This window comes from Lonsdalea quercina subsp. quercina (genome assembly GCF_000688655.1).
Taxonomy (GTDB): Bacteria; Pseudomonadota; Gammaproteobacteria; order Enterobacterales; family Enterobacteriaceae; genus Lonsdalea; species Lonsdalea quercina.
Genome location: NZ_JIBO01000002.1, coordinates 212,842 through 230,905 on the forward strand (window position 1 = coordinate 212,842; position 18,064 = coordinate 230,905).

The 18,064-nt window shown below is 61.0% G+C and carries 16 protein-coding genes; 9 read left to right on the top strand and 7 right to left on the bottom strand.

The features are described 5' to 3' along the window. The first annotated feature begins 29 nt into the window (after positions 1-29). Positions 30-1,013, top strand: a complete 984-nt coding sequence (locus RZ35_RS01685; RefSeq protein WP_026741753.1) for a quinone oxidoreductase — start codon at positions 30-32, stop codon at positions 1,011-1,013. Between the two features lie 402 nt (positions 1,014-1,415). Here the strand turns inward: RZ35_RS01685 and pspG are convergent, their stop codons facing one another. Together pspG and dusA are read right to left on the bottom strand one after the other, a co-directional pair. Next, positions 1,416-1,640 (bottom strand): envelope stress response protein PspG, encoded by a 225-nt coding sequence (gene pspG / locus RZ35_RS01690; protein WP_026741754.1) that lies wholly within the window; start codon positions 1,638-1,640, stop codon positions 1,416-1,418. A gap of 162 nt (positions 1,641-1,802) precedes the next feature. After that, positions 1,803-2,855, bottom strand: coding sequence for a tRNA dihydrouridine(20/20a) synthase DusA (gene dusA, locus RZ35_RS01695; RefSeq protein ID WP_051625433.1), 1,053 nt, complete (start codon positions 2,853-2,855; stop codon positions 1,803-1,805). 277 nt (positions 2,856-3,132) lie between these two features. Here dusA and RZ35_RS01700 point away from each other — a divergent pair, with 277 nt between their 5' ends. Then, positions 3,133-3,915 carry a hypothetical protein gene (locus RZ35_RS01700; protein WP_026741756.1) on the top strand — a complete coding sequence of 261 codons (783 nt, stop codon included), beginning with the start codon at positions 3,133-3,135 and terminating at the stop codon, positions 3,913-3,915. A 46-nt stretch (positions 3,916-3,961) separates the two neighbouring features. Here RZ35_RS01700 and RZ35_RS01705 read toward each other — a convergent pair whose 3' ends face one another. Beyond that, positions 3,962-4,915, bottom strand: a complete 954-nt coding sequence (locus RZ35_RS01705; protein WP_026741757.1) for a LysR family transcriptional regulator — start codon at positions 4,913-4,915, stop codon at positions 3,962-3,964. 129 nt (positions 4,916-5,044) lie between these two features. Between RZ35_RS01705 and lysA the strand changes: the two genes are divergently transcribed. The 4 genes from lysA (at position 5,045) to RZ35_RS01725 (ending at position 10,327) form a co-directional block, all read left to right on the top strand. Then, complete coding sequence (gene lysA / locus RZ35_RS01710; protein WP_026741758.1) at positions 5,045-6,307, top strand: diaminopimelate decarboxylase; 1,263 nt, start codon at positions 5,045-5,047, stop codon at positions 6,305-6,307. Positions 6,308-6,579: 272 nt separating this feature from the next. Next, complete coding sequence (locus RZ35_RS01715; RefSeq protein WP_235195065.1) at positions 6,580-7,878, top strand: GntP family permease; 1,299 nt, start codon at positions 6,580-6,582, stop codon at positions 7,876-7,878. Positions 7,879-7,898: 20 nt separating this feature from the next. Continuing rightward, positions 7,899-9,068 carry a glycerate kinase family protein gene (locus RZ35_RS01720; RefSeq protein WP_026741760.1) on the top strand — a complete coding sequence of 390 codons (1,170 nt, stop codon included), beginning with the start codon at positions 7,899-7,901 and terminating at the stop codon, positions 9,066-9,068. 92 nt (positions 9,069-9,160) lie between these two features. Next, entirely contained in the window at positions 9,161-10,327 is a 1,167-nt protein-coding gene (locus tag RZ35_RS01725; protein WP_026741761.1) for a CdaR family transcriptional regulator, read from the top strand. 13 nt (positions 10,328-10,340) lie between these two features. Here the strand turns inward: RZ35_RS01725 and RZ35_RS01730 are convergent, their stop codons facing one another. After that, positions 10,341-11,357 carry a LacI family DNA-binding transcriptional regulator gene (locus tag RZ35_RS01730; RefSeq protein ID WP_026741762.1) on the bottom strand — a complete coding sequence of 339 codons (1,017 nt, stop codon included), beginning with the start codon at positions 11,355-11,357 and terminating at the stop codon, positions 10,341-10,343. A 642-nt stretch (positions 11,358-11,999) separates the two neighbouring features. On the opposite strand from RZ35_RS01730, the gene aas reads away from it, so the two are divergent. The 3 genes from aas to RZ35_RS01745 all read left to right on the top strand — a co-directional run bounded on the left by aas (position 12,000) and on the right by RZ35_RS01745 (position 15,857). Continuing rightward, a complete protein-coding gene (gene aas, locus RZ35_RS01735; protein ID WP_026741763.1) occupies positions 12,000-14,162 on the top strand; it encodes a bifunctional acyl-ACP--phospholipid O-acyltransferase/long-chain-fatty-acid--ACP ligase in 2,163 nt (720 codons plus the stop codon). After that, the gene (gene lplT / locus RZ35_RS01740) at positions 14,159-15,355 is read left to right on the top strand and encodes a lysophospholipid transporter LplT (RefSeq protein ID WP_026741764.1); all 1,197 of its coding nucleotides are present in this window, start codon (positions 14,159-14,161) and stop codon (positions 15,353-15,355) included. Before aas ends, lplT begins: the two co-directional genes overlap by 4 nt. A gap of 37 nt (positions 15,356-15,392) precedes the next feature. Beyond that, entirely contained in the window at positions 15,393-15,857 is a 465-nt protein-coding gene (locus tag RZ35_RS01745) for a GNAT family N-acetyltransferase (RefSeq protein ID WP_026741765.1), read from the top strand. Positions 15,858-16,074: 217 nt separating this feature from the next. Here the strand turns inward: RZ35_RS01745 and RZ35_RS01750 are convergent, their stop codons facing one another. From RZ35_RS01750 to RZ35_RS01760, 3 genes are all read right to left on the bottom strand, one after another. Then, a complete protein-coding gene (locus RZ35_RS01750) occupies positions 16,075-16,203 on the bottom strand; it encodes an entericidin A/B family lipoprotein (protein WP_026741766.1) in 129 nt (42 codons plus the stop codon). A gap of 134 nt (positions 16,204-16,337) precedes the next feature. After that, entirely contained in the window at positions 16,338-17,474 is a 1,137-nt protein-coding gene (gene hemW, locus RZ35_RS01755) for a radical SAM family heme chaperone HemW (RefSeq protein WP_026741767.1), read from the bottom strand. Further along, positions 17,467-18,060, bottom strand: a complete 594-nt coding sequence (locus RZ35_RS01760) for an XTP/dITP diphosphatase (RefSeq protein ID WP_026741768.1) — start codon at positions 18,058-18,060, stop codon at positions 17,467-17,469. The genes hemW and RZ35_RS01760 overlap by 8 nt, the downstream gene beginning before the upstream one ends. Positions 18,061-18,064: the final 4 nt, after the last annotated feature.

An 18,064-nucleotide genomic window follows, 5' to 3' on the forward strand; every position in this document is an offset into this window, starting at 1 on the left:
CTTAAATTGAGAAAGAACCTGGAGAGCCTATGGCTAAGCGCATTCAATTCAGCCGGCCCGGCGGACCGGAAGTGCTGGAGCTGGTGGATGACCTTCCCGCCGAACCGGACCGGGATGAGGTACAGATCGAGAACCGCGCCATCGGCGTCAACTTCATCGATACCTATTTCCGCTCGGGGCTGTATCCTGCCCCCTCTTTGCCTTCCGGGCTAGGGAGCGAAGCGGCGGGCGTGGTGGTCAATGTCGGCGCCGACGTCTCGGCATTACAGGTGGGCGACCGCGTGGTCTATGCGCAGGGCGGGCTGGGTGCTTACAGTCAGGTGCACAATGTGTCGGCGGACAAGGTGGCGAAGCTGCCGGACGCCATCAGTTTCGAGCAGGCGGCGGCCAGTTTCCTGAAAGGGCTGACGGTTTACTATCTGCTGCGTAAAACCTACGACGTGCAGCCGGGGGAAACCATTCTGTTTCATGCGGCGGCGGGCGGCGTTGGACTGATCGCCTGTCAGTGGGCGAAAGCGCTGGGCGCCCGCCTGATTGGGACGGTGGGTTCCGCGCAGAAAGCCGAGCTGGCGCAACAGGCCGGCGCATGGGCGACCATTAACTATCAGCAGGAAGACATCGCGCAGCGCGTATTGGCGTTGACTGAGGGTAAGAAGGTCGGCGTGGTGTACGACTCCGTCGGGAAAGCCACCTGGGAAGCGTCGTTGGACTGCCTGCAACGTCGGGGACTGATGGTGAGTTTCGGCAATGCGTCCGGACCGGTAACGGGCATAGATCTCGGCATCCTCAACCAAAAAGGCTCGCTGTACGTCACGCGGCCGTCGCTGTTCGGCTACATCACCCATCGCGAAGAGCTGGAGGAAGCCAGCAACGCGCTGTTCTCCCTGCTTGCCAGCGGTGCGATTTCAGTAGACGTACCGGAGGCACAAAAATTCGCGTTGGCCGATGCCCGTCAGGCGCATCTGGCTTTGGAAGGTCGTCGCACTCAAGGTTCCTGCCTGCTGATCCCGTGATACTCAGCGGGATGTGAGCCGGAGTCGTCAGCCACGCCCGCTTTGCGGGCGTTTTTGTGGGTGCAATGGGATGGTTCCCCCGGCTTGCGCCGGGGGAGGCGGCGAGGAACTCACCTGCGGTTTGGCGTGGATGGACGCGCTCTACCGCCGGTAACGGGCGAGAGAAGCGCTGCGGTTTTTCATCGCGCTGTCTTGTAGGGTACAGCGGTCCGTCGGGGGAAGTGCCTCTACGGCGTTGTTGTTTTCTGTCCGACGTTGATGAAAACGGAGGGCCTGAGCGCGGCGTGCAGGCGGTGCTCAGACTGACGAGTCAGAAGCGTATCAGCCTGACGATGAAAAAACGCATCGCCGACGCACAATTTTGACGATGGGTTTTACTCTCCTCCTCACGCAGGGCGACGGCTACCGGTAATAGCGTTGACGCTGTTTCTGCTGATAGCAGCGCCACATCCAGACTGCGGCGACGGCCAGCAGCAGCCACGGCAGCATTTTGAATGCCATGACGAACAAACCGCCGAGCAGCATAAAGACCGTGGCCGCCAGCAGCGCGGCGAGCACGCCCAGCAGCGATATTCCCGTCAATAACAGCATGACGAAGAAACCGACGACGAAGAAAATTTCAAACATGGCGTACTCCTGTCAGGGTGAGGCCGGGCGTCACCCGGCGAGCGTGGCGTACAACGCCTGACAAGAGCTATTACAAGAAGCATGCCAACGCGATATTTAGCTAACCCGTTGACTTTATTAGCTGGGAGAGAGAGGGCAGGCCCCGCGCCCCGGCGAAAACCGCTAACTGTTAGCGAATCCCGCCGCATCACGCGGCACCAGCGAGAGCGCCCTCTCGACGACGGACACATCCGCGCCGGGACGATGAGCATTTTCGCTCAGGTAGCGACGCCAGCGTCTGGCGCCCGGCACGCCCTGGAACAGCCCCAGAATATGACGCGTGATATGGCCGAGATAAGCGCCCTGCGACAGCTCGCGTTCAATATAGGGATAGAGCGACTCCACCACGCTAAACGGATCGGGNGCACGGTCCGCGCCGAACAGCTCGCGGTCGACCTGCGCCAGCAGGCCGGGGTTCTGATACGCCTCGCGGCCTACCATCACGCCATCCAGATGTGTCAGATGTTCGCGGGCTTCCGCCAGCGTTTTAATCCCGCCGTTGAGGGCGAGGGTCAGCGCGGGAAAGTCCTGCTTGAGCTGATAGACGCGCGGGTAATCCAGCGGCGGGATTTCGCGGTTTTCCTTCGGGCTGAGGCCCGACAGCCACGCTTTACGGGCATGGACGATAAAGTTGTCGCAGCCGCCGCGCGTCGCCACCGTGTCGATAAAATCGCACAGAAACGGATAGCTGTCCTGCTCATCAATGCCGATGCGGGTTTTCACCGTGACGGGAATGCTCACCNCGTCGCGCATCGCCTTGACGCAGTCGGCCACCAGCGCCGCGTCCGCCATCAGGCACGCGCCGAAGCGGCCGTTTTGCACGCGGTCGGACGGACAGCCGACATTCAGGTTGATCTCGTCATAGCCGCGGGCCTCGGCCAGCTTCGCGCACTGCGCCAGCGCGGCGGGATCGCTGCCGCCGAGTTGCAAGGCCACCGGATGCTCTTCCTCGTTATACGCCAGATAGTCCCCTTTGCCGTGAATGATGGCGCCGGTCGTCACCATTTCCGTATACAACAATGCCTGACGGCTTAGCAGCCGGTGAAAGTAGCGGCAGTGGCGATCCGTCCAGTCCAGCATCGGCGCGACGGAAAAACGGCACAGCGGATAGGCGGTCTGCGCGTTGGAGGAAGTACGGGGATCTAACGTGTTTTCAGCTTTATTGTCTGGGTGCATGTCTAAACTTTCTGGCGTATGGAGGCGGACTCAGCGCGTCGGTAAACGGCGTCCGACCGGGGTCGAACGTGTGTTGCATTAATATAACATAAGGTCGCATAAACTCGCGGATGCCGTGCATCGAGAACCTGTAGGATGGCGGGAAGTCTCGGCGCGATATCACATAAACGCGACGCGGCGGAGCGCGAAACGCTCTGTGCGTTGCTACACTTGCTGCGCCGGAGTCATGCAGGCAATAAGCGTTTTCTGAACGGTTTTTCATGCACTTGGGGGAGTTATGCAGTGTGATTTAATCCTGGACGACGGGTTCTACCGCCCGCTCTCGACCTACGTCGACGGCCTGTCTTTTCATCTGTTGCAACAGAATTTCACTTACGGCGTCTTTTCACGTCGGCAGGACGAGGCGTCTGTCGCCGCTGGCTACGAAGTCTATCCCTATAAAGATCTGTCTCAGGAACGCGCGGCGCTGCATCGTCAGCTGACGGCCATCCTCGGGGACGAAGCGATTTCCACGCTCGTTTTGTGGGTCAATCTGGGCGTCGCCCGACAGGAAATTCTGCTGTATGAAATGCTGGTCTGGCTTGCCGAGACGCGCTGGGGCGATAAGGTCGCGGTGCGCTGTGTGGATCTCGTCGAGCTGCCTCAGCCCGCTTTTCAGGAAGGGACGGAGCTCTACTATCAGCGGATTTACCATGATTTATCGCTGCCGCAAAATAACAATCCTATTACTCCCGAGTTGACCGCAGGTGCGCGAAATACGTTGTCGTCGCTCTATCACGCCGGTCACCTGATCGTCAGGCACCACGATGTGCTGGCGGCGCTGCCGACCAATTTCTTCGACGAGGTGATCGTCTCCGTGGTGAGCGCGCACTATCAGCCGGTCAAGGTCCTGACCGCGAAGGTGATGCTGTCGCTGTGGGCGAAAGGTTACGCCGAGGTGGAGGATGTCGTGATTATGTCGCGCATTTTGTTCCTGGCCAGCCACGATACACGGTTACAGGTACGCAAAAACATCTTCGACCAGAACCTCGTTTCCACCGTCTATATCAAGCGAACGTGACGGCCGCGACCGGCGGACTTAACGCGAAAGCCGGACGCATCGCGCATTAATTTCCCGCATTATCCGTCATCTTGCCGTCGATGAGTTGCTGCAAGCGCGCCGGAAATGCCTGCGCGAACCGTTGCAGATGTTCAGTCACGACATCGACCAGCGCGGAGGCGGGGCGGTGCAGCGGGCGTATCAGGCTGACGGTGAAGGGCACGTCGATGCTGAAATGGCGGACGACTACGCCGTGGCGAGAGGCGGCATAGTCCGCGGCGGTCAGCGGATTGACGATGGACAGCCCCACGCCGGCGCGCACCATCGCGCAGACCGAGGCGGCGCTGTGCGTTTCCATCACCATACTGCGCTCTACGCCCGCTTCCTGAAACAGATGATCGAGCCACTGTCGGTAGCTGTCCGCGCTGGACAGGCTGATGAACGGCTGATGGCGAAAATCTTGCGGCGTCAGCACCGGCTTGCTCGCGAGCGGGTGGCGGGACGGCAGCACGCAGACTTCGCTGAGCTGCATCAGCGTCTGACGCTCGGTGCCCGCGGGCGTCGTATTGTTTTCGGTCAGCCCCAGGTCGTGGCGCTGCGCGGAGAGCCACTCTTCGAGCAGCGGCGACTCCTGAGGAATGATGTGCAGATTAAGCGTCGGGTAGTCGGCCAGCAGCGGCTGACACACCTCCGGCAGCAGCGACTGGGAAAACACCGGCAGGCAGGCGATGGACAGCTGCGCCTGTTGAAAGCGCCGGATATCGTCGGCCGCGCTGACGATCCGTTCCAGCCCGTAGTAAGAGCGCTGAACCTCTTCAAACAGCCGTAGCCCCTGCGCGGTCGGATGCAGGCGGCCGCGCACCCGTTCGAACAACGCCATCTGCATCAGACGCTCGAAGCGCGCCAGCTCCCGGCTCACCGTCGGCTGCGACGTATTGAGCAGACTGGCGGCTTCCGTCAGGTTGCCGGTGGTCATCACGGCATGAAAAATCTCGATATGTCGCAGGGAAATAGCCGCCACGGGAGACACCTTGAGTGTGGGATAAAGCCATATCATAAATGAATAGACTCTGCGTAAAAGGATATTTGTCTGCCGAAAGGAAGATTACGCACAATGAGGATATGTTTTCATTTATCAGGTTTTGACCGCATGCCGCACGATCTAAATACCCTGTCCCACGCGTTGAACGCAGACAGCCTGCGGGCGCTGCCGTCCCGTTTCGGCTGCCCGGTCTGGGCCTACGATGCCGACACTATTATCAGCCGCGTTGCCCAGCTGCGGGACTTCGACACCATTCGGTTCGCCCAGAAGGCGTGCTCCAACATCCACATTCTGGCGTTGATGCGCCAGCGCGGCGTCAAGGTCGACTCCGTCTCGCTGGGCGAGATCGAGCGTGCGCTGGCCGCCGGATTCCNGCCGGGAACGCCGGATCATGAGATCGTCTTCACCGCCGANCTGCTGGATCACGCCACGCTGGAACGGGTGGCCGCGCTGAACATTCCCGTCAACGCCGGGTCCGTGGATATGCTCAATCAGCTGGGCGTCGTGTCGCCGGGGCATCCGGTGTGGCTGCGCGTCAATCCGGGCTTCGGTCACGGACACAGTCAAAAAACCAATACGGGCGGCGAAAACAGCAAGCACGGTATTTGGTACGGCGATCTGCCGTTGGCGCTGGCGGCGATTGAGCATTATCAGCTCAAATTAGTCGGTTTGCATATGCACATCGGTTCCGGCGTGGACTACGGCCATCTGGAACAGGTGTGTGACGCGATGGTGCGGCAGGTGATCGACTTTGGTCAGGATCTGGAGGCCATTTCCGCTGGCGGCGGTCTGTCCATTCCTTACCGTTACGGCGAAGAGTCGATCGACACGCAACACTATTACGGGCTGTGGAACGGCGCGCGTGAGCGCATCGCCGCGCATCTCGGTCATCCAATCACGCTGGAGATCGAACCCGGCCGTTTCCTGATGGCGGAAGCGGGCGTGCTGGTGGCGGAAGNGCGGGCCGTGAAGGCGATGGGCAGCCGTCACTTTGTGTTGGTCGACGCCGGTTTTAACGATTTGATGCGCCCGGCGATGTACGGCAGCTACCATCATATTTCCTTGCTGCCGGGGGATGGTCGCGATCTCGATGGCGCTGCACTGCGCGATACGGTAGTAGCGGGGCCGCTGTGCGAGTCCGGCGATGTCTTTACCCAGCAGGCGGGCGGTGGTGTCGAAACCATCGCCCTGCCGGACGCCAAAGTCGGAGACTACCTGGTCTTCCACGATACCGGCGCTTACGGCGCCTCCATGTCCTCCANCTACAACAGCCGTCCGCTGCTGCCGGAAGTCTTGTTCGAAGGGGGGGCGCCGCGTCTGATCCGCCGTCGGCAGACGGNGGAAGAGCTGCTGGCGCTGGAACAGCTGTAATTGTCTTCTCGCCTCTCCCTGCGTCGGGGAGAGGCGCATCTCGTCGTTCCCGTCGTCTGTGACCGGTCTCTCCCCGCATTGTCTTTCCACACGGTTTTCATCGTGATTTCACCCGTTGATTTTGTGTTTGCGCACATAGGTGAACGCCGCCATCAGCCCTAAAATAAGGGCTATCAAATCGTGGCTTAATGTTATCGACGTCCGTCGTCGCAACCCCGTTTCTCTATCCTACGTAACAGATATAACAATAACGAGGTCATATTATGAACGGCATGGAACCCCTTGGTTGGTATGGGGCATTGATAGGTCTATTCATTGCCATCTTACTGATTCTTAGAAAGATCAATCCGGTCTATTCGCTATTTTTCGGTGCGATAGCCGGCGCAGTGATCGGCGGCGCGAGTCTCGACCAGACGCTGGCTCTGCTGACCACGGGTACGCAGAGCGTGATGGGCACGGTGATCCGCGTTCTGGCCGCCGGCGTACTGGCTGGCGTGATGATGGAGTCCGGCGCGGCGGAAACCATCGCGCAGGCGGTGGTGAGAAAAATGGGCGAGGGCAAGGCGATCATGGCGCTGGCGTTGGCCACCATGATCATCACCGCCGTCGGCGTTTTTATCCCGGTCGCGGTGCTGATCGTCGCGCCGATCGCGCTGTCGGTCGGCAACAAAATGGGGATCTCCAAGCTGGCGCTGCTGTTGGCGCTGTCCGGCGGCGGCAAGGCGGGCAACATCATCTCGCCTAACCCGAATGCCATCGCGGCGGCCAACGGTTTCCACATCACCCTGAGCGATGTGATGATCGCCGGTTTCATTCCCGCCATAGGCGGTTTGTTGATGACGATCTTGATCGCGGGTGTGTTGAAAAACAGAGGTGCCAAGGTCACTGAAGAAGAAGTCGTTGCGCTGTCCGCTCATCAGCCTGCTGGCGACAAGCGCTACCCGCCACTGCACCAGGCGATCGTCGCGCCGCTGGTGGCGGTGATCCTGCTGATGATCAATCCTATCGGCTCGATCCTGCATATTCCGTTGCTCTCCGAGTGTAAGCTGGATGCGCTGTACGTCCTGCCCATCGCCGGGATCGTCGGCCTGCTGGCGATGGGGCAGCATAGGAAACTGATCGCCTACACCGCCTCCGGGCTGGAAAAAATGACGGCGACGGTGCTGATCCTGATCGGCGCCGGGGCGATAGCGGGCCTGATTGCGGCGTCGAACCTGTCGACGCAGGTGGTGGCGCTCATTAACCTGATGGGGATCTCCGGCACGTTTCTGGCGCCGATTTCCGGGATCCTGATGGCGGCGGCCACGGCCTCGACGTCCACGGGCGTCATTCTGGCGACGGGGACGTTCGGCAGCGCCATCGCCAACGTCGGCGGCAGCCCGATCGCCTCCGCGGTCATGGTGCACACCGGGGCGACCGTGATCGACTCTTTGCCGCAGGGCAACTACTTTCACGTGACTGCCGGCAGCATGAACATGGCATTGCGTCAGCGGATGTCGCTGATTCCTTATGAAGCGATGGTTGGCGGCACCATGACCCTCATCGCCACCGTGCTGTACGGTCTCCTTTAACCCGTGACGAGAAGATTCCTATGAAACATGAAACCTTTGTATTGGCGCCGGATTCGTTCAAAGAGAGCATGACCGCCAAAGAGGTCTGCGTGGCGATGGAGAAAGGGCTGCGCAAGGTCTTTCCCGAGGCTGACTACCTTCATGTCCCGATGGCGGACGGCGGCGAAGGCACCGTGCAGTCGCTGGTCGNCGCCACCCACGGCGAGCTGTTTCCGCTTCAGGTGACCGGACCGCTGGGCACGACGGTGGACGCCGTCTACGGCATCATGGGCGACGGCCAGGTGGGGGTGATCGAAATGGCTTCGGCCAGCGGCATCCACCACGTCAACGCACAGACCCGTAATCCGCTGGTGACGACGACCTACGGCACCGGCGAACTGATCCGCGCCTGTCTGGATCAGGGAATAGCGAAAATCATCCTCGGCATCGGCGGCAGCGCGACGAACGACGGCGGCGCGGGGATGGCCGAAGCGCTCGGCGCGCGTTTCTTCGACGGCGACGACAAGCCGCTGCCGCGCGGCGGCGGGGCGCTCGGCCAGTTGCAGCGTATCGACGTCAGCGGGATGGACCCGCGCCTGGCGCAGGTGGAGATCATCGTCGCCTGCGACGTCACCAATCCTCTGTGCGGCGAACACGGCGCTTCTCACGTCTTCGGGCCGCAGAAAGGCGCGACCCCGGAGATGGTGGCGCAGCTGGACGCCAACCTGTCTCACTATGCCGACGTGGTGTTGCAGCAGTTGGGCAAATCCGTGGCGACGGCGCCGGGGGCGGGTGCTGCGGGCGGATTGGGGGCGGGGCTGATGGCCTTCACCCGCTGTGTGATGCAGAAAGGCATCGATATCGTCATCGAGCACAGTGGCCTGCGGGATAAGTTGCAGGGGGCGGACTACTGCTTGACGGGCGAAGGCCGCATCGACAGCCAGACCCGCTTCGGCAAAACGCCATACGGCGTGGCGAAGACCGCGCAGGCGCTACAGGTGCCGGTGATCGCCGTGTCCGGCTGTGTCGGCGAAGGCATCGAGTCGCTGTATCAGGAAGGGATCGACGTCATTTTCGGGATCATCCCGCGGGCCGATCCGTTGGCGTCGTTGCTGCAAGAAGGGCCTGCGAATATGGAACGGGCCTGTGAAAATATCGGTCGCTTAATCCGTATCTCCCACGCGCGCGGCGCGTCGACGTCGAAAGGTTAACCCCGGGGTTGCGTCGGCGGGATCATGCTAGGCTGTGTGAGCAGGCGAGCACGGCGTAGCCGCGCTCCTGCGTCNCCGCCTGGAGAGAAGACATGTCGGATTACCATTTTGACGCCACGCTGGCCGGTGCCATTGTCGCGCGCACGATGCAGATTATCGAATGCAATGTGAACGTGATGGATGCGACGGGGAGAATCATCGGCAGCGGCGACAAGGAGCGTATCGGCGAAATTCATGAGGGCGCGTTGCTGGCGCTCACTCAGGAACGCATCGTCACGATCGACGACGCGTCCATGCACATCCTGCAGGGCGTGAAGCCCGGCATTAATCTTCCCCTGCGGCAAGACGGCGTGATTGTCGGGGTGGTCGGCCTGACGGGTCAGCCGGACGGACTACGCCAGTATGGCGAACTGGTCTGTATGACGGCGGAAATGATGCTGGAGCAGGCGCGGCTCATGCAGTTGCTGGCGCGCAACAGCCGTCAGCGTGAAGAGCTGGTGTTGAACCTGATCCGCAGCGACAGCTATTCCGATACGGTCAGCGAATGGGCGAGACGGTTGGGGATAGACTTACAGAAGCCGCGCGTAGCGCTGGTGGTGGAGTTGGACAGCGGTCAGCTCGGCGTCAGCACGGCGATGACCGAGCTGCAACAGTTTCAGAACCTGCTGACGGAGCCGGGCATGGCGCCGGAGCGGGAAGAGGGACTGATGGCGATTGTCTCTTTGACCGAGATGGTCGTGCTGCAACCATTGTCTGAGCACGGACGTTGGGACCCGGAAGCGCATCTCCGGCGGATCCAGCTGCTGTATCAGCGTCTGCATGATGAAAGCCCCTTGCGGGTGCGGCTGGCGTTGGGCAACTTCTTCCCCGGAGAAGGCGGCCTGCAACGTTCCTATCAGACGGCGAAAACCACCATGAAAGNGGGCAGGCAGCGTCAGCCCGACACGCAGTGCTACAGCTATCAGGATATGGCGCTGCCAGTGCTGCTGGATAGTCTGCGCGGCGGCTGGCAGGCCAATGAGCTGATGCGGCCGCTAAGACGGCTGCGGGCGATGGACGGCAACGGGATCTTTCGCAAAACGCTCTACAGCTGGTTCTGCTACAACCTGCAAAATACGGTCACGGCGAACGCGCTGTACATCCATAAAAATACGCTGGAATACCGCCTGCGCCGCATCTCGGACATCACCGGACTGAATCTCTCCCGCGTCGACGATCGCCTGTTGCTCTACATCGCACTCCAGCTGGAAGAGGGCTGAGCCGCCGCATTGTTTAGGAATGTGAGGCATAAGGTCCGGGTCGCACCGAATCGCGAATTTTCAGCACGCCGGTGAACGGCGTCAGCGGTGAGGCGTCCTCGCCCGAAATCAGTCGCAGCGCCTGCTGAATGGCGGCGCTCATCATCTCTTCGATCGGCAGATACACGGTCGACAGGGAAGGACTCAGATAGGCGGCGTTAGGTTCGTCGTCAAAGCCGAACAGGGAGAGATCCTCCGGCAGCGTTTTTCCCGCTTCGCTGAATGCCTTCATTGCCCCAATACACATATCGTCATTGCTGGAGAACAAGGCGCTGAACACAGTTTCCCGGGCCATCAGCGCGTGCGCGGCGTGATAACCGCTCTCCACGCTATTGTCGCCGTGGACGATCCGCAGGGGATCGACCGCCAGACCGTGATGGCGCAACGCCGCTTTATAGCCGGACAACCGCGCCTGGGACGTCGGCGTCGTCATTGGGCCGGTAATACAGGCGATCTCCCGGTGGCCTTGGGTAATCAGATAATCGACGACCTGAAAAGCCGCACTCTGCTGTTCGAAGACGACGCTGCGATCGCGCCGCTGCGGCAGGTCGCGGTTGATCACCACTATCGGGACGCTGGACTCCGCCAGCAGCGACATCAGCTCCTGCTCGGACATGTGGCGGGNGTAGAGAATGATGGCGTCGCAGCGGCGGTCGGCCAGCAGTTGGATCGACTGGCGTTCGTCTTCCGGCGTGTCGTGTCCGTCAGTGACGATCAGGTGTTTGCCGTTGCGCTCGGTCAGTTCGGCGGCCTGGCGCAGCAGTCGGCCGAAGTAGGGGCCGTCGAAGTGGGACACGACGAGGCCGATGCTGTTGGAGCTGCGGTTGGCCAGCGAGCGCGCCAGAAAGTTGGGCCGGTAGCCTAATTCGGTCATGGCCTTGAAAACGCTTTCCCGGGTGCTGGCTTTGACCTGGCCGGTGCCGTTCAGGACGCGTGATACCGTCGCTTTCGAAACGCCGGCGCGGCGAGCCACATCAAGCATGGTTTTCATGGCGGTATACCCGTATTCAGTTGATCGGTCTGAGTTTGCATACTATCACAAGGCCGAAAAAGCGCGCACAGAGCGCGGGCGCACGAAGGCGTTCCAGGGCGCGTGACGGCACCCGTTTGACGCTGTAATAGCACTAATCACAAGGCGTGATTACATGGTGGGTCAGAATTTTACAGATGGTTGCACTTCGTGCAGTTATCTTGCGATTAGCGACTAGAGAATAAATGCCTGACTCTCTAGAGTAAAAGTCCCAGAGGTATTAATGGGTGACAAGTGGATGTGATGTTCACCATGAACCATATTTATTTCACCAACCTACGCGGATGCGTAGGTTTTTTTTTGTCTGTCATTTATCCCTCGAGGACTCTGCGCCAGATATCTCGCTCGATTCAATCACTGCGGAATCCCTGCCTAAACCTACGGCGTCGTCCTGAAGCCGCATTTGCCTCGTCGCGGGTCGCTTTCACTTTGCATTCCTCGCCCGACGCATCGTGCTGGTTCAGGTCATCAGGACGCTTATTCTGGTGGCAATGGGTTGGCTATAGTATTTTGTGCAATCAAATTCGTTTAAAACTCCGCGAAGCACGGCGGCCGAATATTTCGCCGAAACGTGCCAGCGAGGGTTTTACCTAGGGAGATGGGATGATTTACAACGCACTACGCTGGCTGTTACGTCGCCTGTACCGTATCGACATCACCGGGGACGAACGCGTCTTCCGGCAGTCAAAACTCCTGATAACGCCGAACCACGCTTCGTTTATCGATGGCGTGCTGCTGGCCTTATTCCTGCCTCTGCAAGAAAAACCGATCTTTGCCGTCTACACCTCCATCGCCGACCGCTGGTTTATGCAGTGGACGAAGCGATTTGTGGACTTTGTGGCGCTGGATCCGACGCAGCCGATGGCGATCAAACATCTGATCCGTGTGGTGGAGCAGGGACGGCCGGTCGTCGTGTTCCCGGAAGGACGCATCACGGTGACCGGCTCCCTGATGAAGATCTACAGCGGCGCGGCGTTTGTGGCGGCGCGCTCTGGGGCGACCGTTGTCCCGGTCCGACTGGAAGGCCCGGAGTTCACGTTCTTCGGCCGTCTGGGCGGCGTTGTGCGTCGTCGTCTCTTTCCGAAGATCTCCCTGCACTGGCTGCCTGCGGTGCAATTACCCATGCCTAAGGCCGATGGCGCGCGTGAGCGTCGTGAACTGGCCGGCGAGCATCTGCATCGCATCATGATGGAAGCTCGTATGGCGGTGCGCCCTCGTCATACGCTGTATCAGGCATTTTTGGCCGCTTGCGGCCGCTATGGCTACGGCTCCGCAAGCATTGAAGACGTCGCTATGCGGGAAGATAGCTACCACGGCCTGCTGAAAAAATCGCTGGGGGTGTCGCGGATCCTGCAACGCTTCACTGCGGATAAGGAGCACGTCGGCCTGCTGCTGCCGAACGCGACCGTCACCGCCGCCGCCATTCTGGGCTGTTCCCTGAGTGGTCGTGTCCCGGCCATGCTCAATTACACGGCGGGCGTCAAAGGGCTGCAAAGCGCCATTTTGGCGGCCAGCCTTAAAACGATTGTAACCTCGCGCCAGTTTCTCGAAAAAGGCAAGCTGACGCATCTGCCGCAGCAGGTGAAGGACGCCNATTGGGTTTATCTGGAAGACCTGAAAGGGACGGTGACGATCGCCGATAAGCTGTGGATCCTGTTCCATCTGCTGTTCCCCTCGCAGGCGATGGTGGCGCAGCAGCCTGACGATGCCGCGATGATCCTGTTTACTTCCGGATCGGAAGGCCATCCTAAAGGCGTGGTGCATTCCCATAACAGTCTGCTGGCCAACGTAGAGCAGATCCGCACCGTGGCCGACTTCACTCCTCAAGACCGCTTCATGTCCGCGCTGCCGCTGTTCCATTCCTTCGGAGTGACGGTGGGATTGCTGACGCCGTTGATGACTGGCGCGAAAGTGTTTTTGTACCCGAGTCCGCTGCACTACCGCATCGTGCCGGAGCTGGTCTACGACCGGAATTGCACCGTATTGTTCGGCACCTCGACATTCCTTGGCAACTACGCACGCTACGCGCACCCCTACGATTTCACCCGGTTGCGTTACGTGGTGGCCGGGGCGGAAAAACTGTCGGAGACCACGCGTGAGTTATGGCAGGAACGCTTCGGTATCCGCATCCTTGAGGGCTATGGCGTCACCGAGTGCGCGCCGGTCGTGTCGATCAACGTACCGATGGCGGCCAAGCCGCACACCGTCGGACAACTGCTGCCGGAGATGGAAGGACGACTCATCCCGGTGCCGGGCATCACCGCCGGCGCTCGTCTCCAACTGCGTGGACCGAACGTGATGAAAGGGTATCTCCGCGTAGAGCGGCCCGGAGTACTGGAAACGCCTGCCGCCGAAAACGCGCAGGGCGAGCGGGAAGAGGGCTGGTACGACACCGGCGATATCGTCACGCTGGACGAACGAGGCTTCTGCGCCATCGTCGGGCGTGTGAAACGCTTCGCCAAACTGGCGGGCGAAATGGTGTCATTGGAGAGCGTGGAACAACTGGCTTTGCAGGCATCCCCTCATGCGCAGCATGCGGCCAGCGCTCGTAGCGACAGCAGCAAAGGGGAAGCGCTGGTGCTGTTCACCACCGACGCCGACCTCACCCGCGACCAATTGCAGACTCAGGCGCGCCAACACGGCGTACCGGAGCTGGTGGTGCCGCGCGATATTCGTTACATGAAGGCGCTGCCGATGTTGGGCAGCGGGAAGCCGGATTTCGTTACGCTACGTGAGATGGCGGAAGATCAGGAGCACACCGCATGAATCCTGTCTCAACGTCAGCGACGCCGCTGCTTTCTCGGGGCATGATCGCTGTGATGGCGGCGCAGTTTTTCTCCGCCTTTGGCGACAATGCGCTGCTGTTCGCGACGTTGGCGCTGGTGAAATCGCTGCTGTATCCCGACTGGAGCCAACCATTTTTGCAGATGGGATTCGTCGTGGCCTATATCTTGCTGGCGCCGTTTGTCGGTCAGTTTGCGGACAGCTTCTCCAAAGGCCGCGTCATGATGCTGGCGAACGCTCTGAAGCTGGCGGGCGCGCTGCTCATTTGCGTGGGCGGGAACCCCTTTCTCGGCTATACGTTGGTCGGCGTCGGGGCTGCGGCGTATTCGCCTGCCAAGTACGGCATTCTGGGCGAGATCAGTCACGGCGATCAGTTGGTGAAGGCCAACGGCCTGATGGAAGCCTCCACTATCGCCGCCATTCTGATCGGTTCGGTCGCGGGCGGCCTGCTGGCGGACTGGCATCTGGGCGCGGCGCTCGGCGTCTGTGCGCTGGCGTACGGCATCGCGCTGGCCGCCAACCTGCTCATTCCACGACTAAAAGCGGCTAAAAGCGGCAGCTCGTGGCATCCCCGACGGATGGNCGGGGCTTTCGTCCATGCCTGCCGGGTGCTGTGGGGCAACGGCGAAACGCGGCTGTCTCTGCTGGGCACCAGCCTGTTCTGGGGCGCGGGGGTGACGCTGCGCTTTCTGCTGGTGCTTTGGGTGCCGCTGGCGCTGGGCATCAGCGACAACTCCACGCCCACGCTGCTGAATGCCATGGTCGCGGTGGGGATCGTCTTCGGCGCGGCGGCGGCGGGGCGTCTGGTGACGTTGAAAACCGTGCGTCGCTGCCTGCCTGCCGGGGTGATGATCGGCGTGATGGTGGTGTTCTTCACGTTACAGCACTCGCTGTTCGGCGCCTATACCTGCCTGTTGATCTTGGGGGCGCTGGGCGGTTTCTTCATTGTGCCGCTGAACGCATTGTTGCAGGAGATCGGTAAGGCCAGCGTCGGCGCGGGCAATGCCGTCGCGGTGCAAAACCTGATGGAAAATGGCGCGATGCTGCTGATGCTGGCGCTCTATTCGCTGGCGGTGAAGCTGGGCGTGCCGGTCATGGGGATCGGGATTGGCTTCGGTGCGCTGTTCGCGCTGGCGATTGCGGTGCTGTGGGCATGGGGACGTGTTAAGCGTTGATGACGAGCGTGAGGAGAGTGGCGACGTGACGGAGGCGATGGCGTGGCACGACTGGGGCGTCGACGATCTGACGGTGAAGCGCGTGTATGAGCTTTTGCGGCTGCGCAATCAGGTCTTTATCGTTGAGCAATCTTGCCCGTATCAGGACATCGATGGGCAAGACCTGACGCCGGGCCATCGTCATATCGTCGCCTGCCGACACGGGCAGCTGCTGGCCTACGCTCGCCTGTTGGCGCCCACGCCGGAGCGTGAGGCGGTTATGATCGGCCGTGTGATCGTCTCCGCTGAAGCGCGTGGACAGAAGCTGGGTTATCAGCTGATGGCGCAGGCCCTGTCGGCCTGCTCCCTTCACTGGCCGCAGAGCCTGTGCCGTCTGTCCGCACAGGCGTATCTGCAAGACTTCTACCGTCAGCTGGGTTTCGTCGCCGTTGGCGAGGCCTATGACGAAGACGGAATTCCGCATATTGATATGTTGCTCTCCCCCACGCCTGCCGCAGGCTGACTCTCCTCTCGTTCAGCGCGTTCGTCGCTCGACGGGACGCCCTCTTTTTGCCTTCTTTTGTCGAGCGGCGATCTCGCATCGGCCAGCCTTCATTTCGCGGCTGGCGAGGGCAGGGCGTGAGAAAACGAACGTCGGTGTGCGGGAGAAACAGACAGAAAAACGCCCCAAGCGTGGGATAACGCTTGGGGCGGGGAGTGATGCTCAGCGCTTAAACGGCTTAGCTGGCGGTACGGGAGATAGAGCTGCCTAGCTTCTGCACGTCCTGACCAAACCCGCGCGTGGTATTGCAACCGCTCAGGGTGGCGGTAATCAACAGTACAGCCGTCAGTAATGTGATNTTTTTCATCGTGGTTTACCTGCTACCTCAGTGTCAGTCCTGTCTTCACTTTGTCATATTCCCACCTGCCAGTTCAATGCGCTTGATTGCGGCGTCAGCGAATTTTATTCAGGCCCGTGCCGCATGAACGACACGCGGCGAACTCAGTCGGCGAGAAAGCCTTCCAGCAACGTATTCAGGAATAGTTTGCCGTGCTCGGTGATCTGCCAGTGGCGGTTGGTTTCCGTCAGAAAACCTTGCGCCAGCGCAGCGTCGATCTGCGGGCGGATCGCCTGCTCCGTGAGTCCAGTATAGTCCGTGAAATCGGCGCGCGGCGCTGGCTCCAGCAGACGAAAGCGGTTCATAAAGAACTCGAACGGACGGTCGTGAAGCGGGACCTCCGTGGTGGTATGCCGATATTCGCCCCGCATGTAGCCGCGCGGATGACGCGTTTTGGCGGTGCGCACAATGCGTCCGTCGGCGAACGTCAGCTTGCCGTGTGCGCCGCAGCCAATGCCCAGATAGTCGCCGAAGCGCCAGTAGTTCAGGTTATGTTGGCACTGGTAGCCCGGCCGGGCGTAGGCCGAGGTTTCATACTGCTGATAGCCCGCGGCGCTCAGCAGTTCGTGTCCGGCGCTGAAAATGTCCCAGAGCGCATCGTCGTCCGGCAGCGTCGGCGGCCGTGAGCCGAAGAGCGTATTGGGCTCGATGGTCAGCTGATACCACGACAGATGCGGCGGGTTCAGCGCGATAGCCTGACGCAAATCGTCCAGCGCTTCTTCCAGAGACTGCTGCGGCAAGCCATGCATCAGGTCGAGATTGAAGCTGCGCAGGCCCAGCTGTTCGGCCAGCCGCGCGGCGCGCTTCGCCTCTTCCGGACCGTGAATGCGGCCCAGCCGCTTGAGTTTGTCCGGGCTGAAGCTTTGCACGCCGATGGAAATGCGGTTGATGCCCGCTTGTTGGTAGCCGCTGAAGCGGTCGGCCTCGACGGTGCCGGGGTTGGCCTCCATCGTCACTTCGGCTTCAGGCGCCAGATCCAGCCTGGCGCGCACGCCGTCCATCAACTGCTGCATCGCTTCGGCGCTCAGCAGGCTCGGCGTACCGCCGCCGATGAAGATCGAGTGCAGCGGACGCCCTTGCGCCATCGTCAGATCCGCATCCAGATCGGCCAGCAGGTGATCCACATATTCCCCGTGCGGCACGTCGCCTTTAAGCGCGTGCGAGTTGAAGTCGCAGTACGGGCATTTCTGCACGCACCAGGGAATATGGATATAGAGGCTGAGCGGAGGCAGCTTAAGCATTGCGCAGGGCATCCAGTAGCTGGCGTAGCGCTTTACCGCGGTGGGAGCGGCTCAGCTTTTCGCTGCGGGTCAGCTCTGCGGCGGTGACGCCGGCGTCCGGCACGAAGAAAATCGGGTCATAGCCGAAACCGCCGCTGCCGGCTGGCTCACGGGCCAGAGTGCCCTGCCAGCTGCCGTGGCAGACCAACGGCGTCGGGTCGTCAGCATGCATCAGGAAGACCAGCACGCAGTGAAAACGGGCGGTGCGCTGGTCGTCCGGCACGTCTTGCATGGCTTCCAGCAGCTTGTTCAGATTTTGCCGGTCATCGGCGTCCTCGCCCGCATAGCGCGCGGAGTAGATCCCCGGCGCGCCAGCCAGCGCATCCACCGACAGACCGGAGTCGTCGGCGATGGCGGGCAGCCCCGTGACCCGAGCGGCGTGACGGGCCTTGAGGATGGCGTTCTCGATGAACGTCAGGCCGGTCTCCTCGGCGGAGTCTACGCCCAGTTCGGTCTGCGCCACGATATCCAGCCCGAAGTCCGCCAGCAGATCGGCGAGTTCACGCACTTTACCGGCGTTGCCGGTGGCTAATACGACTTTTTGCATCAAT